Annotated in this window: 14 protein-coding genes; 6 read left to right on the top strand and 8 right to left on the bottom strand. The window is 71.6% G+C overall.

Going from position 1 to position 15,354, the window contains the following annotated elements; translation table 11 throughout:
• Positions 1-128: 128 nt before the first annotated feature.
• From ACIQWX_RS13450 to ACIQWX_RS13425, 6 genes are all read left to right on the top strand, one after another.
• The gene (locus ACIQWX_RS13450) at positions 129-641 is read left to right on the top strand and encodes a PH domain-containing protein (protein ID WP_400869051.1); all 513 of its coding nucleotides are present in this window, start codon (positions 129-131) and stop codon (positions 639-641) included.
• Between the two features lie 77 nt (positions 642-718).
• Complete coding sequence (locus ACIQWX_RS13445; protein WP_400869593.1) at positions 719-2,182, top strand: PH domain-containing protein; 1,464 nt, start codon at positions 719-721, stop codon at positions 2,180-2,182.
• Between the two features lie 348 nt (positions 2,183-2,530).
• Entirely contained in the window at positions 2,531-3,319 is a 789-nt protein-coding gene (locus ACIQWX_RS13440) for an IclR family transcriptional regulator (protein WP_400869590.1), read from the top strand.
• A 31-nt stretch (positions 3,320-3,350) separates the two neighbouring features.
• On the top strand, positions 3,351-3,854 hold the full coding sequence (locus tag ACIQWX_RS13435) for a GNAT family N-acetyltransferase (RefSeq protein ID WP_400869049.1): 504 nt from the start codon (positions 3,351-3,353) through the stop codon (positions 3,852-3,854).
• 119 nt (positions 3,855-3,973) lie between these two features.
• Positions 3,974-4,171, top strand: a complete 198-nt coding sequence (locus ACIQWX_RS13430) for a hypothetical protein (RefSeq protein ID WP_004561810.1) — start codon at positions 3,974-3,976, stop codon at positions 4,169-4,171.
• Positions 4,150-4,587, top strand: coding sequence for a VOC family protein (locus tag ACIQWX_RS13425; protein WP_400869046.1), 438 nt, complete (start codon positions 4,150-4,152; stop codon positions 4,585-4,587). The genes ACIQWX_RS13430 and ACIQWX_RS13425 overlap by 22 nt, the downstream gene beginning before the upstream one ends.
• Before the next feature lie 56 nt (positions 4,588-4,643).
• Here the strand turns inward: ACIQWX_RS13425 and ACIQWX_RS13420 are convergent, their stop codons facing one another.
• From ACIQWX_RS13420 to ACIQWX_RS13385, 8 genes are all read right to left on the bottom strand, one after another.
• Positions 4,644-5,912: an aspartate aminotransferase family protein gene (locus ACIQWX_RS13420; RefSeq protein WP_400869044.1), complete on the bottom strand. Its 1,269-nt coding sequence runs from the start codon at positions 5,910-5,912 to the stop codon at positions 4,644-4,646.
• A gap of 92 nt (positions 5,913-6,004) precedes the next feature.
• A complete protein-coding gene (locus tag ACIQWX_RS13415) occupies positions 6,005-7,204 on the bottom strand; it encodes a CaiB/BaiF CoA transferase family protein (RefSeq protein ID WP_400869042.1) in 1,200 nt (399 codons plus the stop codon).
• 31 nt (positions 7,205-7,235) lie between these two features.
• On the bottom strand, positions 7,236-8,213 hold the full coding sequence (locus ACIQWX_RS13410) for a helix-turn-helix domain-containing protein (RefSeq protein WP_400869040.1): 978 nt from the start codon (positions 8,211-8,213) through the stop codon (positions 7,236-7,238).
• Positions 8,214-8,477: 264 nt separating this feature from the next.
• Positions 8,478-9,164 carry a GntR family transcriptional regulator gene (locus tag ACIQWX_RS13405; protein WP_400869038.1) on the bottom strand — a complete coding sequence of 229 codons (687 nt, stop codon included), beginning with the start codon at positions 9,162-9,164 and terminating at the stop codon, positions 8,478-8,480.
• Between the two features lie 4 nt (positions 9,165-9,168).
• Positions 9,169-9,954, bottom strand: a complete 786-nt coding sequence (locus ACIQWX_RS13400; RefSeq protein ID WP_400869036.1) for an SDR family NAD(P)-dependent oxidoreductase — start codon at positions 9,952-9,954, stop codon at positions 9,169-9,171.
• Position 9,955: 1 nt separating this feature from the next.
• Entirely contained in the window at positions 9,956-11,695 is a 1,740-nt protein-coding gene (locus tag ACIQWX_RS13395) for a hydantoinase B/oxoprolinase family protein (protein WP_400869034.1), read from the bottom strand.
• Positions 11,692-13,713 (bottom strand): hydantoinase/oxoprolinase family protein, encoded by a 2,022-nt coding sequence (locus ACIQWX_RS13390; protein ID WP_400869032.1) that lies wholly within the window; start codon positions 13,711-13,713, stop codon positions 11,692-11,694. Before ACIQWX_RS13390 ends, ACIQWX_RS13395 begins: the two co-directional genes overlap by 4 nt.
• Entirely contained in the window at positions 13,710-15,332 is a 1,623-nt protein-coding gene (locus ACIQWX_RS13385) for a thiamine pyrophosphate-binding protein (protein WP_400869030.1), read from the bottom strand. The genes ACIQWX_RS13390 and ACIQWX_RS13385 overlap by 4 nt, the downstream gene beginning before the upstream one ends.
• Positions 15,333-15,354 lie beyond the last annotated feature (22 nt).

Here is a 15,354-nt window from a genome sequence, read left to right as displayed (position 1 = left end):
ACCCCGACGGCGAATCCATTCCTCCGACGGTGTGGCCGATCGTAACGGGACGCGATCGAACCCGGACCGGATCGGCATCATGACACTTGTCGTGGGCGCGCAAGGCGCCGATCGGGCACGCTTGAGGCGTGAGCGAACACACCACGAACACGGCGGCCCTGCGGCTGCGGCCGCCGGCGCACCGGGTCAGCCGCCGGGCCATCGGCTACTGGACCGCGATGGCGTCGATCTCCTGGATCGTCGTCATCGGGATCCTGACGGCCATCGTGGTGACCAGCGACGATCCGCCGGCGTTCCTCACGGTGGCGCTCGTGGTCGCCTGCGTCGTCGGTCCGCTGCACCTCATCGTGATGCCGCAGTGGCGCTACCGCGTGCACCGCTGGGAGGTCACCGCCGAGGCCGTCTACACGCAGTCCGGCTGGCTGAAGCAGGAGTGGCGGATCGCGCCGATCTCCCGGATCCAGACCGTCGACATCGAGCGCGACCCCGGCGAGCAGCTCTTCCGGCTGGCGAAGATCACCGTGACGACGGCGTCCGCGGCGGGCCCGCTGCGCATCTCGGGCCTGGCGCACGACCGCGCGCTCGAACTGGCCGACGAGCTGACCAAGACGACTCAAGCAGTCCGCGGAGATGCGACGTGAGCAGCAGCGCCGAAGCCGTCGTGACGCCGCCCGCCGAGGGGACGCCGGAAGCGCCGTGGCACCGCCTCGACCGGCGCATGCTGCTCATCCGGCCGGTGCTGGACCTGGTGCGCTCGCTGCCGGTGCTGCTGGGTGCGCTGCTGTTCGGCCACGGCGAACCTTGGCAGTGGATCGGCCTCGTCTTCACCGTGATCGCCGTGTGCACCGGTGTCTCGCACGTGCTGACCTCGCGCTACCGGATCACCGAGACGCAGGTCGAATGGCACACCGGGCTGCTGCTGCGCAAGCAGCGCGCCATCCCGCGCGACCGGATCCGCACGGTCGACGTCACGTCCGAGCCGAAGCACCGGTTGTTCTCGCTGGCCGCCGCGCGGATCGGCACCGGGCGCCACTCGCACGGCAAGGGACCGGGCAAGGACGAGCTCGTCCTCGACGCCGTCACGATCGCCGAGGCGCAGCGGCTGCGGACCCTGCTCTTACACCGTAAGGCCGTGGCCACCACCGCCGAAGAGGCCGCCGCGCCGCCGGAACAGCTGGTCGTCGCCGTCGACAAGAAGTGGCTGCGGTACGCGCCGTTCACGTTGTCCGGGCTGGCCGTGGTCGGCGCCGCCGTCGGCACCGTCTACCACTTCGCGCACGAGCTGCACTTCGACCCGATCCAGTTCTCGCTGGTCCGGACGGTCGTCGGGCACTTCGCCGACACCCCGACGTGGGTGAGCCTGGTGCTCGCCGCCGTCGGGCTGCTGCTGCTCGTCTCGCTGCTGTCGATCGGCGGGTACATCCTCTCGTTCTGGAACTTCCGGCTCACCCGCGAGCCCGCCGGCACGCTGCACATCCGGCGTGGGCTGATCACGACGCGCTCGGTGTCGATCGAGGAGGACCGCCTGCGCGGCGCGGAGATCCGCGAGCCGCTGCCGTTGCGGCTGGCCGGCGGCGCGCGGTGCGTCGCCATCGCCGGCGGCCTGCGAGAGGGCAAGGGCGCGGACAAGAGCGGCGGCCTGCTGCTCCCGCCCGCGCCGCTCGCGAAGGCGCACGAAGTCGTCGCGGACGTACTCGGTGAAGACCCCGCCGCGACGCCGCTGGTGCGCCACCCGCGCCGGGCGCTGTACCGGCGGCTCACCCGGGCCGTCGTCGGCGTGCTGCTGCTCGCCGCGGCGCTCTACGGCCTGGCGTGGCTCGGCGCCCTGCCGGACTGGCCGTGGCAGGCGGCGCTGGTGCTGCTGCCGTTCGCCGCGCTCGTCGGCTGGGACCGCTACCGCGGCCTCGGCCACGCGTTCACCGGCCGCTACCTCGTGACGCGCTCGGGGTCGCTGGACCGCGGCACCGCGGCGGTCCGCTGCGACGGGATGACCGGCGTCGTCGTCGAACGCTCGTACTTCCAGCGGCGCGCCGGACTGGTCACGATCATCGCGCCGGTCGCCGCCGGCAAGGGCCACTACCGCGTGCTCGACGTGGGCGAGTCCGACGGGCTCGCACTCGCCGACCGGGCCGTTCCCGGGTTGCTGACGCCGTTCCTGACCGATCAGCGGGACCGCGGCTGACGCTCCACCCGCGCGGCTCCCGACGTGAAATCCGCCTTCCACGGCAATGGCACTGCCCGCGGCTGGTTGTACTACAACAAACAGCAGGTCGGTACGTTTCGGTGGATATTCAATGTCCGTCAGGTCAAGGGGAACCACAAACCGACCGCGCTACCGGCCGGGCAACAACGAGGACCTGACGTCGAGTCACCGGTGGTGACGAAACCGGGCGAGTTCCTCACGCTCCGGCCCCGCTTTTTCCCGATTGGCGCTCCGTCGGCACAATGCTGGCCTTCGATTAACACAACGTGCTAATTTATTCACCGCGCGTGATAGCGAAGGTCGTTTTTGTCTCACCGAGAGGTCATGATGACGCCTGCCGTCAGTGCCGTCGACGGTTCCGCCACCACCACCGCCCCGCGCCGGACTCCCGGCGCCAGCAGTTCCCGCAAGGTCCTCCAGCTGCTCCTCGCCTTTTCCGAACGGCGCTGGGAAGCCAGCGTGGCCGAGCTCGCCGCGACGATCGGCACCCCGGTCGCGACGACCTACCGCTACGTCGCGCTCCTCAAGGAGCTGCAGCTGCTCGAGGAGGGCCGGGCCGGGCACTACCACCTCACCAGCCAGGTGATGCCGCTCGCGCGGGCCGCGCAGCTGGCGAACGACCTCGTGCGGCTGGCGAAGCCGTCGATGGAGGAAGCCGCGCGGGAGCTCGGCGAGACGGTGATGCTGTTCCAGCAGTTCGGCGACGCCGCCGTGTGCGCGGACCGCGTCGAGTGCGACCGCGCCATGCGCTTCACGTTCGAGCCCGGGCATTCGCTGCCGCTCGGCCTCGGCGCTTCGGGCAAGATGCTGCTCGCCCTGCTGCCCGAGATCGAGCGTGACCGGCGGCTGGCGCCGGTCGTCGAGCAGCGCGGCACGTTCGTGCGCGACGAGCTCAAACACGCGCTGGAGAACCGGTATTCGGTCAGCTCCGGGGAAATCGACGACGGCGTCTGGGCGTGTTCGGTGCCCGTGACGGCGTACGGACGGCGGCCGACGGTGCTGACCATGGCCGGCCCGGCCGCGCGGATCACCGACGAGGCGCGGCACACCGCGATCACCGCCCTGCAGAGCTACGCGACCCGCATCGAGCGCACGATTTCGTCTTATTCGCTGTGAAAATCCCGGCGGGGCGCGTACGACTGTCGTCGTGATCCGGCTCGCGCGCCCCGACGACCTGCCCGCGTTGATCGACGTCGAACGCGAGGCGGGCAGCCTGTTCCGCACCGTCGACATGGCCGCCATCGCCGACGACGACCCGGGTTCGGTGGCGGCGCTGGCGGTGTACCAGCGCGACGGCCGCGCGTGGGTGGCCGTGGACGACCGCGACCGGCCGGTGGCGTACCTCGTCGCGGAGGTCGTCGACGGGTGCGCGCACGTCGAGCAGGTCTCGGTGCGCCCGTCGCACGCGCGGCGCGGGCTGGGTCGATCACTGATAGAGACGCTCGCCGAGTGGGCCGCCGCACGCGGACTGCCGGCGTTGACCCTTACAACGTACGAAGCTGTGCCGTGGAACGCGCCGTACTACGAGCGGCTGCGGTTCCGGGTGCTGGCCGACGCCGAGATCGGCGACGGGCTGCGGGCGATCCGCCGCGCGGAGGCGGCCCGCGGCCTCGACGCCTGGCCGCGCGTGGCGATGATCCGGCCACTCTGAACGCTTCTCACCTGCGCGGGGGATCCGGTGGCGCGGTCGGTCGAACATGTGTTCTACTGTGCTCGCCGGCCTCGGAGGGGGAAGCTCCTGGGCCGGCCCACAACTTTCGGGAGGTTGTCATGGCGGTCAAGATCACCCACCTGACGAACGGCCAGCAGGTGCGGTTCGCCAACGCCGACGGGGCCCGCCGCTACGCCGAGATCATGGGCGGCGGCGTCGACAAGTGGCGCTTCACGGTCGTGCCCGAGGACCCGATGCTCCGGAAAATGTCGGACTCGGTCGTTAACGTGCCCGTATGGCGCATGACTTCCAGGTAGTGGTGGATACGGCCGACCCGCACGTGCTCGCCGACTGGTGGGCCGAGACGCTCGGCTGGCCCGTCGAACCGACGGACGAGGACTTCATCCGCGAGATGATCGCGAAGGGGTACGCGAAGGAAGAGGAAACCCGGACCTACAACGGATCCTTGGTGTGGAGAACGGGGGCGGCGATCCGCCATCCCGACTCGCCGGCCGAGGGTCCACCGCGGCGGATCCTGTTCCAGGAGGTCCCGGAACCGAAGACGGTGAAGAACCGGCTCCACATCGACGTGTGGGTCGGGGCGGACAACGTCGAGGCGACGCTGGAGAAGCTGACGGCGCGCGGGGCGAAGTTCCTGCACCGCGGCCGGCAGGGGCCGCACAGCTGGGTGACCGTGGCCGATCCGGAGGGCAACGAGTTCTGCATCTCGTGACGTCGTGAACGGCTCTTTCCCGCCGTCTCCAGGACAGGAAAGAGCCGTTCCGCACGTCAGCTCCGAGCGGCCAGGCGGTCCAGGGCCTTGGGCAGCGCGGAAGCCAGCAGATCCAGCTCGGTCTCCCCCGCCACGAGCGGCGGCGACACCGCGATGCCCCGGCCGAGGTTGCGCACGATGACGCCCTCGTCGCGGCACGCGCGCTGCAGCTTCACCGGGGCTCCCGGGTCAGCGTCCATGGCCTCCGCCGTCAACTCGACGGCCGCGAGGAAGCCCAACCCGGCCCGGACTTCCTTCACCAGCGGGTGCCCGGCCGCCGCCGATACCGCGTCGGCCAGGGGCTTCTCCAGCTCGCGGCCGCGGGGGATCAGGCCGTCGCGCTCGTAGATGTCCAACGTCGCCAGGCCGGCCGCGCACGCCACAGGGTGACCCGCGTACGTCGCGCCGTGGCGGAAGATCGGTGCTCCCGGCGCTCCGGTGAAGAACGGCTCCGCCACGCGCGGCGCCACCACGAGCGCGCCCAGCGGGATCGTGCCGCCGGTGATGCCCTTCGCCGTCGTGATCATGTCCGGTTCGACCGCCCAGCGGTCGATGCCGAACCACGTCCCGAGCCGGCCCCACGCCGCGATCACGCAGTCCGCGACGAACAGCACGTCGTGCCGGCGACAGATCGCGGCGACCTCCTCGAGGTACCCGTCCGGCGGCAGCAGCACGCCACCCGCGCCGATCACCGGCTCGCAGAAGAAGGCCGCCACCCGCGAGGCGCCCACGCGCTCGATTTCGGTCTCCAGAGCCGCGGCGTCGTCGAACGGGACGTGCGAGAACTCGGGCGGCTGCGGCCCGACGCCCGCCGCGTTGGCCGGGATGCCGCCGACGGCCGTGCCGAAGCCGTGCGTGCCGTGGTACCCCTGCGCCCGGCCGATGACGTGCACCTTCTCCGGCCGCCCGGTCTGCGCGAAGTACGCGCGCGCGAGCTTCACGGCGGTGTCGATGACGTCCCCGCCACCCGAGCCGAAGAAAACCTTCGAACCCGGCGTCGGCGCCAGCCCCGCAACACGGTCGGCCAGCTCGATGGCCGGCTCGTTGGCGTTGTAGCCGAACAGGTTGTACGAGTCGAGCGTCTGCAGCTGCTTGGCGACGGCCTCGGTGATCTCGGGCCGCCCGTGGCCGAAGTTCGCATACCAGAGCGACGCGGCGGCATCGAAGTACCGCCGGCCGGCGTCGTCCCAGACGTAGGACCCTTCGCCGCGGGTGATGACCATCCGGTCGTTCGCGACCGCGCCCATGTCGGCGAACGGGTGCCAAAGGGCGTGCTGTACTGACATCGGTCCTCCTCAGTCCTCCCCCATCCCTACCAGTGCGAAGCGGCGAGCGCGAACACTCCATCGTGCACAGTCCGAGCCGGCGGACCTGCCATTCAGTCCAGGAACTCCGCGATCTCCTCCGCCGAGTAGCCCAGTTCCGCCAGCACCTCCGCAGTGTGCTGACCCAACGTCGGCGGCGCGGACGTCGGCCGCGGCGGAGTCTCCGACGCCTTCACCGGGAAGCCCGTCCCCACGTACGTCCCCACCGTCGGGTGCGGCAGCCGGACCACCTGGTCGCGCGCGGTTGTCCACGGGTCCGCGTACACGTCGTCGATCTCGTTGATCGGGGCCGCCGGGATGCCCGCCTCCTCGAACGACTTCAGCCAGTCCGCCGCCGGGCGCGTCAGCAGGACCGGCTCCAGCAGCGCGTTCAGCTCGTCGCGGTGGGCCGCGCGCAGGGCGTTCGACGAGAACCGCGGGTCCGCCGCGATGTCCAGGTCCAGCGCCCCGCAGAACGCGTGCCACAGCTTTTCGCTGCCCACCGCGATGATCAGCCAGCCGTCCGAGACGTGGTACGCCTGGTACGGGACGATGCTCGGGTGCGCCGAACCCATCCGGCGCGGCCGCGCGGTGTCGTAAAAAGTAGCCCCCGCGGCGTACACGTGCCAGGCCAGCTGACTGTCCAAAAGGGACACGTCGAGGTACTGGCCGCGGCCGGTCGTGTGGCGGGCCTGCAGTGCCATCAGGACCGCGATGATCGCCCACGTTCCCGCGTTCAGGTCCGCCACCGGCAGCCCGACCTTCGCCGGCGCGCCGTCCGGTTCGCCGGTCAGCGACATCACGCCGCCGAGGGCTTGGGCCACCAGGTCGTAGCCCGCGCGGTCGCGGTACGGGCCCGTCTGCCCGAACCCGGTGATCGACACGTGGATCAGCCGCGGGTTCAGCTCCGCCAGCACCTCGTACCCGATGCCCCACTTCTCCAGCGTCCCCGGCCGGAAGTTCTCGACGAGCACGTCCGCGCCGGCCACCAGCCGCCGGAGCGCGTCGCGGCCGCGGTCGCTCTTGAGGTCGAGCACGATCCCGCGCTTGTTCCGGTTCGCCGCGAGGTAGTACACGGCCTCGTCGCTCTCGCCGACGAACGGCGGTCCCCAGCCGCGTGTGTCGTCACCGTGCCCGGGCGGCTCGACCTTCACCACGTCCGCGCCCATTTCGCCGAGGTACTGCGTGCAGTACGGCCCGGCGAGGATGCGGGACAAGTCGACGACCTTGATCCCGTCCAGCGGGCGGAACCCGGGGTGGTCGGCAGGCATCATGCCCCTTTCTCTAGCACCGATCGAGAGACCGTCACACGCCGTCCAGGAGGACGACGGCCCGCGGGGTCCGCTGGTAGAGCACGAACCGGCCGTCCCGGCTCCGGCTGACCAGACCCGCGCGGTGCAGTGCGCCGAGGTGGTAGGAGACGGTGCCCGGCGCGTACCCCGTCCGCGTGGCGAGCTCGGCCGTCGAGCGCGCGGTTTCCAGGTCCGCCAGCAGGGCCGCCCGGGCCGGCCCGACCACCGGCGCGAGCCGGTCCGGCGGAGGCGCCCCGCCCGTCCCGATGCCGTACGCGGGGTAGCCGAGCACGACCTGCCCCGGGACGTCGACCTGGACGCTGGTGCCCGGCCAGCTGAGCACGCCCGGCGCGAGGACCAGCTCCCGGCCGGCGACGTCGACCTCGCCGTCGAACGGCTTGGCGAGGGTGATCGCGTCGCCCGCCCAGTCGATGCTCGGGTGCAGCGTGCCGAGCGCCGCGCCGACGCCGTGGCCGGCGATCGTCTTCGCGCGGTGGGTGATGTCCCGGTCGAGGACGGACTGCAGCCCGGACCAGCCCTCGGCCAGCGCGTCGCGCCAGAACCGGGCGAGCCCGTTGGCCAGTCGCCGCGGCATCGTCCCCGACTCCGCGGCGCGGCGGGCGGTGGCCGGCAGCGGCCTGCTCCAGTGCACGCTCGTGTAGGAGAGCACCTGCTCCTCGAGGTCGTCCTGCGGTGTCGCTTCGATCCGCGCGAGCTGCTCGTCGAGCAGGTCGCGGTGGCGGGTGGCCGTGCCGGGCTGCGGGGTCAGCAGGTCGGGCGTGTAGATCTCGCCGGGCCGCGGCAGCAGGTCCAGGAGCAGGGCGACGTCGGGGTGGGCGAGAGCGGCGCGGGCGAGCGGGCCGGGGTCCCCGAACACGGGATGGTGTGCGGAGCCGGCGGCGAGCTTCAGCCAGGCCAGGGACTCCGCCGCGAGCGACGGCGAGAACCGGGTCCTGGCCACCGTCTCCGCGTCGACGCGCAGCGTGAACACCGGCCGACGGTAACAGCCGCCGCGGTGGATTTGAACCGGCTCGAATCCTTTCCGGCCGGCGGCGCAAGCGCGGTTGACTGACGCCGTGCTCCGAGGACTCGCGTGGACCCTTGCCGCGGTGGTGCTCGCTCCGGCACCGCCCGCCGCGGCCGAACCCGCCTCGAACACGGTCGTCCGCACCGTCGCCTGGCGCAGCTGGTCGGCCGGCCCGGACGGGATCTACCACGCGACCACCTACCGCAAGCCTTACGTTGTACGGGTCCCTTACGTTGTACGGGAGCTGAGCGCCAGCAGCAGGGCCTCGGCGTCCCGGAGGTAGCGGTCCAACGCGGCCTCCGCCGCCGCGAACCGGCCGCGCCGCAGGTCGCGCAGGATCTGTTCGTGGCAGTCGAGGAACGGCTCGTAGAACTCGCGCGTGTTCTCGTTGAGGACGAAGAACAGCCGCGTCTCGGCGAGCACCTGGCGCATGGTCGCGGAGATGCGCTCGCTGTCCGCGAGGTCCGCGAGCGCTTGGTGGAAGTGGATGCTGGCGGTGCCGACGGCGGGCCAGTCCTCGGCTCCGGCCGCCGTCCGGCCGTCCCGCAGGGCCTGCTCGACCGGCGCCAGGTCCACAGTGGACAGCTCGGCCGCCCGCCGGAGGGCCCCGCATTCGGTGGCCCGGCGGACGACGTACAGGTCCTCGATGTCCTCCGTGGTCAGTTCGCGGACGAACACCCCGCGGTTCAGCTCGTGCACCGCCAGCCGCTCGTGGGCCAGCAGCTGGAACGACTCGCGCAGCGTGTTGCGCGAGACGCCGAGCGCCGAGCTGATCACCGGCTCCGATAGCCGTTCACCGGGGGCGAAGACGCCGTCGGTGATGTACTGGCGCAGGATCGCGGCGACCCGTTCGGCCGTGCCACTGCGCTCGAGCAGGTGCCGCGCGCGCTCCAGCCCCGAGGCGTCGATGGACACGGCGCTACCTGACGCCGAGGTCGAAGTCGAGGCTGTAGCGGTTGCCCGGCATCGCGCCCGCGGCCTTCGCGCCGTCGATCGGCAGGACGACGCCGTTGATGAACCGCGACTCGTCGCTGGCCAGGAACACGACCGCCTTCGCGACTTCCCAGGCTTCGCCGACGCGGGCCGCGGGCGTGCTCGCGACCAGCTGGTGCTGCTTGGTTTCGAACTCCTCCGGGGAGTTCAGGGTGCTGCGCAGCATGTCGGTGTCGATCGCGCCGGGGTTCACCGTGTTGGCGCGGATGCCCTGGTGCGCGTGCGCGACGGCGATCGACTTCGTCAGCCCGACCAGCGCGTGCTTCGTGGCGTTGTAGACGGGGTCGCCGGGGCGGCCCATCACGCCACCGTTCGATGACGTCGTGATGATGCTGCCGGCCTTGCGCTCGATCATGTGCGGCAGCACGGCGCGGGTGCCGAGGAACGCGGCGCGGACGTTGAGCGCGAAGATGTTGTCGAACTCCGCCAGCGTCGTGTCGGCGAGCGGCTTGCCGAGGTGGATGCCGACGTTGTTGAACAGCACGTCGATGCGGCCCGCCTCGGCGAGCACGCCGTCGACGAACGCCGCGACGGCGTCTTCGTCCGTGGCGTCCACCATGGAGTGCTGGTAACCCTCGATCGGCTCCGCGGGTTCGCGGATGTCGGAAGCGAACACCGTCGCCCCTTCGGCGAGGAACTCCTTGACCGTGGCGAGGCCGATGCCCCGCGCGCCGCCGAAGACGACCGCCACCTTGCCGGCCAACCGACCCATGTCACTTCCCCGCTCTCAGTCGTGCTGTCTGCTCTTCGTCCACGGCGTAGTCCTCCGGCAGCCGGACGAGCGCCTCCGGGGATCCGCTGTATCGGATCGATACGCCGTATCGGTCGCGTGCGGCGTCCACGGAGACGTAACCGTCCACGACGTCGGCGAGCACCGCCGCCACCGGCCGCTCGAACGGCGACCCGTACCCACCACCGCCCGGCAGCGTGACCTCTACAAGCGACTCCGGTGTCAGGGTGACGCGGCTCTTAGCGGGCAGGTTCGGCCCGTCGAGCAGGCCGAGCCGCCCGGCCGCACCGGGCGATCCGCCGGCCACCCCGGAAGCCGCCGCCCGCACGCGGTCGACGTTCCCGTTGACGCTCCACGATTCGCCGTCGCGCAGCGCCATCGTGGTCACCTGGCCGAGGCCGCCGCGCCACCGCCCGGCGCCACCTGAGTCCACGCGCAGCTCGCGCGTGTGCTGGACCAGCGGCGCCATCGTCTCGACGACCTCGGTCGGCGTCGAGCGCAGTCCACTCGGGAACCCGGTGGTGTTGAGGCCGTCCTTGTCGGCGCGCGCACCCATGCCGCCGGTCTGGAAGACGTTGAGCATGAACCCGGGGCCGCGCCAGATGGTCATCCACAGCGCGTCCGCGCTCGGCGCGATCGCGGCGCCGGGCAGCGCGCCGATCAGCAACGACGGCAGGAAGTGCCCGATGAGGTGCCGGGACGCGACCGGCGCCGGCGGCAGGCAGTTCAGCACCGAGCCCTCGGGCGCGGTGACGTGCACGGGCCGGAACGAGCCGGCGTTGTGCGGTACCTCGGGAGAGATCGCGGCCTTGACGGCGAAGGACGCGTACGCCCGCGTGTAGTTCAGCACGACGTTGATCCCGCGCCGGCTCTGCGGCGACGAACCCGCGAAGTCGAGGTGGATCCCGTCACCGTCCACAGTGGCCGCCACACGCAGGACGATCTCTTCGTCGTCGAAGCCGTCGGTGGCGATTTCGTTGGTGTAGACACCGTCCGGCAGTTCTCGCAGGGCGTCGCGCAGCGCGTTCTCGGACCGGTTCATGATCTCGGCGGCGACGTCGTCGAGATCGTCGAGGCCGAACTCTTCGAGGAGCCGCAGCAGGCTCGCCGCGCCGACCTCGTTGCCGGTGACCTGCGCGTACAGGTCGCCGATGGTCTCCTCCGGCGTCCGCACGTTGGCCCGGATCAGCCGTTCCAGGTCGGCGTTGACGACACCGGCGTTCAGGAACTTCAGGATCGGCAGCCGCAGGCCCTCTTCGAACACCTCGTGGGCTTCGGCGGACACGAGCCGGCCGCCGATGTCGGGCGCGTGGCAGCAGGACGCGAACCACGCGACCAGCCTGCCGCGCCGGAACACCGGGGTCGCGACGGTGATGTCGTTGATCTGCCCGGCCGTCTGCCACGGGTCGTTGGTGAGCAGGACATCGCCGGGTTCGAGGGTCTCCGGCGGGTACGCGGCGACGAAGTGGTGCATGCCGGTGGCCATCGCGTTGATGTGGCCGGGCGTGCCGCCGACGGACTGGCCGATCATCTCGCCACGTGAGTCGAACACCGCGCAGGCCAGGTCGAGCGATTCGCGGACGACAGCGGAAAACGCCGTGTTGACCAGCGCGTTCTGCTGCTCGGCCAAGATCGAATGCAGGCGGTTGCCGAACAGCCCGACCAGGATGGGGTCCGTGCCCGATGCCGCCTCCGCGGGAGGGATTGCGTCGGCGGGGCTCACACCGTCACCTCCAGCGCGGCGTCGTCCCGGACGACGCAGTGCGCGCCCGGCGGGACGACCACGGTGGACTCGCGCTCCTCGACGATGGCCGGTCCGGCAACACGCTCGCCGGGTGTCAGGAGGTACCGGTCGAAGATCGCCGTGTCGACAAATCCACCGGCCGCCGGGAAGTACGCCTTGCGGGTGCCTTTGCGCGCGTCCCCGCCGTGCGCCGACGCTTTCAGCCGCAGGGTGACGTCCGGCGCGGGGCCGCTCGAAACCACCCGCCAGTTCAGCACCTCGACGCCGACCTCCGGTCCCGATCGCTGGTAGAGCGCGCGGTAGGTGCGGGTGAACTCCTCTATCAGTGTTCGAGGCCAGCTGCCGCCGTGTACCGGGACGCGGATCTCGTAGCCCTGCCCGGCGTAGCGCATCTCGGCGATCCGCCGGTGGGTGACCTCGGACGCGCCGGACTTCGCGAGCAGTTCCGCCCCCTCGGCCTCCATCTCCGCGAACAACGCGTCGACCTGCTCCCACTCCAGGTCGTGCACGGCCGCGCGGGCCGAGCGGACGAAGTCGAACGCCAGCGGCGCGGTGAGGAACCCGGCCGCACTGAGCACACCCGCGGCCGGCGGTGCGACGACCGACGGCGCCCCGAGAGCGCGCGCGACGCCGACGCCGTGCACCGGACCGGCGCCGCCGAACGTGTACATCGGCAGCTTCGCCGGATCGTGCCCGCGCTCGACGGCGTGCACCCTGGCGGCGTTGGCCATGTCCTCGTTGACGCTGGTGTGGATGCCCCAGGCGGCCTCTTCGACGCTCACCCCGAGCGGCGCGGCGATCTTCGCCTCTAGCACTGATCGGGACGCTTCGGCGTCCAGGCGCATGCCGCCGCCGAGGAAGTAGTCCGGGTCGAGGTAGCCGAGCACCAGGTCGGCGTCGGTCACCGTCGGCTCGATGCCGCCGCGGCCGTAGCAAACCGGGCCGGGCTCGGACCCGGCCGAGTCGGGACCGACGGTCAGCAGGCCCAGTGCGTCGATCCGGGCGATCGACCCGCCGCCGACGCCGATCTCGATCATGTCGGTGACCGGCACCTGCACCGGCAGCCCGGAGCCGGGCAGCAGCCGGTACTTGCGGTCCACTTCGAACTGGTGCGTGACCAGCGGCGCGCCGCCGGCGATCAGGCACAGCTTCGCCGTCGTGCCGCCCATGTCGAAGGCCAGCAGGTCGTCCGGCCCGATCGACGCGGCCGCCAGCGCCCCGCCCGCCGGGCCCGATTCGAGGATGCGGATCGGGTGCTTCGCCGCGGTGTCCACAGTGGCCAGACCGCCGTTGGACAGCATGATGTGCGGCGCACCGGTGATCCCCAGCCGCCGCAGCCGGTGTTCGAGGTCGCGCAGGTAGCGCTCGGTGAGGTCCTGGACGTAGACGTTGGCGACGGTGGTCGACGCACGTTCGAACTCGCGGATCTCGGGGACGACCTCCGACGACAACGCCACCCGGAGCGACGGCGCGACCTCCGCGAGGATTTCCGCCACGCGCCGTTCGTGCGCGGGGTTCGTGAACGAATGCAGGAAGCAGACCGCGACGGCTTCGATCCCGCGGTCGGCCAGTTCCCGCCCCAGCCTTACGACGTAAGACTCGTCGAGCGCGGTGTGGACGGATCCATCCGCGAGCATCCGTTCCGGGACGTCGAAGCGCAGGTGCCGCGGAACCAGAGGCTCGGGGAGTTCGAGGTGCAGGTCGTACAGCTCGTACCGGTGCTCGCGGCGCATTTCCAGGACGTCGCGGAAGCCCGCCGTCGCGAGCAGCGCGGTCCGCGAACCCTTGCGCTCGATCAGCGCGTTCGTCACCAGCGTCGTCCCGTGCACGACCTGCTCGACGGCGCCGGCGTCGGTGAGCAGCGCGGCCAGGCCCTCTTCGACCGCCCGGGCGGGCTCGTCGTGCGTGGTCAGGACCTTGGCGACCGCGACGATCCCGCTTTCGTCCACTGCGCAGACGTCGGTGAACGTGCCGCCGATGTCGACGCCGATCCTCATGTGCGGTACCACCGCGGCGACGTGTTGAGCGGCGGCTTCAGCCTGGCCTTCACGACCAGGACGTTCGGCTCGTCCGACTCGACGAACTCGCCGAGCAGCCGCCGGAACGCGCGCCCGAAGCCGGACACGCGGTCCGCGTGCACGCCGAAGGACCGCGCGAGGCCGACGAAGTCCGGGCTGTCCCAGTCGACCCCACGCCGCGCGAGACCCGAGCGGTCCTGGTCGTAGCGGAGCATGCCGTACCCGCCGTCGTCGACGAGGACGACCGTGACCGGCAGCTGTTCCTGCGCGAGCGTCGCCAGATCACCGCAGCCGTAGAGGAAACCGCCGTCACCGGTGATGCAGATGGCGCGGCCGACGCCCGCCGCCGCGGCGCCGAGCGACGCCGGAAAGCCGTAGCCCAGGGTGCCCCAGCCCATCGGGTAGGCGAGCTTGCGCGGCGCCCGCACCCGGTGGAAGCCGCCGACCCAGTACCCGGCGACGCACATGTCGGACACCAGCACGGCGTCCGACGGCAGCACTTCGTCCAAAGTGGACAGGAAGTCGTAGGCCTGCGGTTCTTCCTCGCGGATCCGCTGGCGCACCCGGCGGCCGATGCCGGCCAGCCGCAGGGTGATGTCGTCGAGACCCGCCCGTTCCTTCGGCAGCAGCCGCTCGACGATCCCGCGCGCGTCGCCGACCAGCGTCAGATCGGGCTGGTAGTTCTTCGCGGCGTCGTCGGCGTCGACGTTGACCGCGATCAGCTTGCGCGGCTTCGGCATCCGCCAGTTCTGCGTCATCAGGCCGTCGAAGTCGGTGCCGATGGCGAGCACGACGTCGGCCTCGTCCCACAGCTCGCCGACTTCCGGCGTGTGCACCGGGTTCGGGGCGAGGCACGGGTGGTCGAGCGGGAGCAGGCCGCGGGCGCCGAAGGTCGTGATGACCGGCGCGGCGATCTTCTCGGCGAGCGCGCCGATGGCGTCCCCCGCCCCGGACCGCAGCGCGCCGCCGCCCGCCCAGATCAGCGGGTGCTCCGCGTCGGACAGCAGCGCCTCGGCGCGCGCGAGGTCGGGGACGTCGCCGTCGGGCTTGCGGTGCGGCGCGGGCGGACGCCGGTGCGGCACCGTCTCGCGCAGGTAGTCGGTCGGCACGCCGAGGTAGACCGGACCGCTCTGCGGCTGCAGCGCGAGCCGCGCCGCGCGGTGCACCGTGGTGCCGATCTGGTCCGCGGCTCGCACGGTGAAGCCGCCCTTGGTCACCGGCGCGAACATCGCCTGCTGGTCGGACGTCTCGTGCAGCACGCCGCGGACGACGCCGGGCCGCCGCAGCGTCGACGGGATGTCGGTGGCGATTACCAGCACCGGAGCCGCGGACGCCATGGCTTCGCCGACCGCGCCGAGCGTGTTCGCGGCACCCGGACCGGTCGTCACGAGGGCGACGCCGAGCTTGCCGGTCGCGCGGGCGTAGCCGTCGGCGGCGTAGCCGGCGGTCTGTTCGTGGCGGACCCCGACGAGCTTGATGCGGGTCTCGGAGAGCGCCTCCCACAACGGCAGGTTGTGCACCCCCGGGAGGCCGAAAACGATCTCCGTCCCCAGCCCTTCGAGCGCGTCCACCAGCTCCCGAGCACCACTCACAGCCACGGCCCGGATACTGCCAGATCGT

This window comes from Amycolatopsis sp. NPDC098790 (assembly GCF_044759945.1).
In the GTDB taxonomy this organism is placed as follows: domain Bacteria; phylum Actinomycetota; class Actinomycetes; order Mycobacteriales; family Pseudonocardiaceae; genus Amycolatopsis.
Note: the sequence above shows the minus strand (reverse complement) of the source record. Positions and strands in the feature narration are given on the sequence as shown.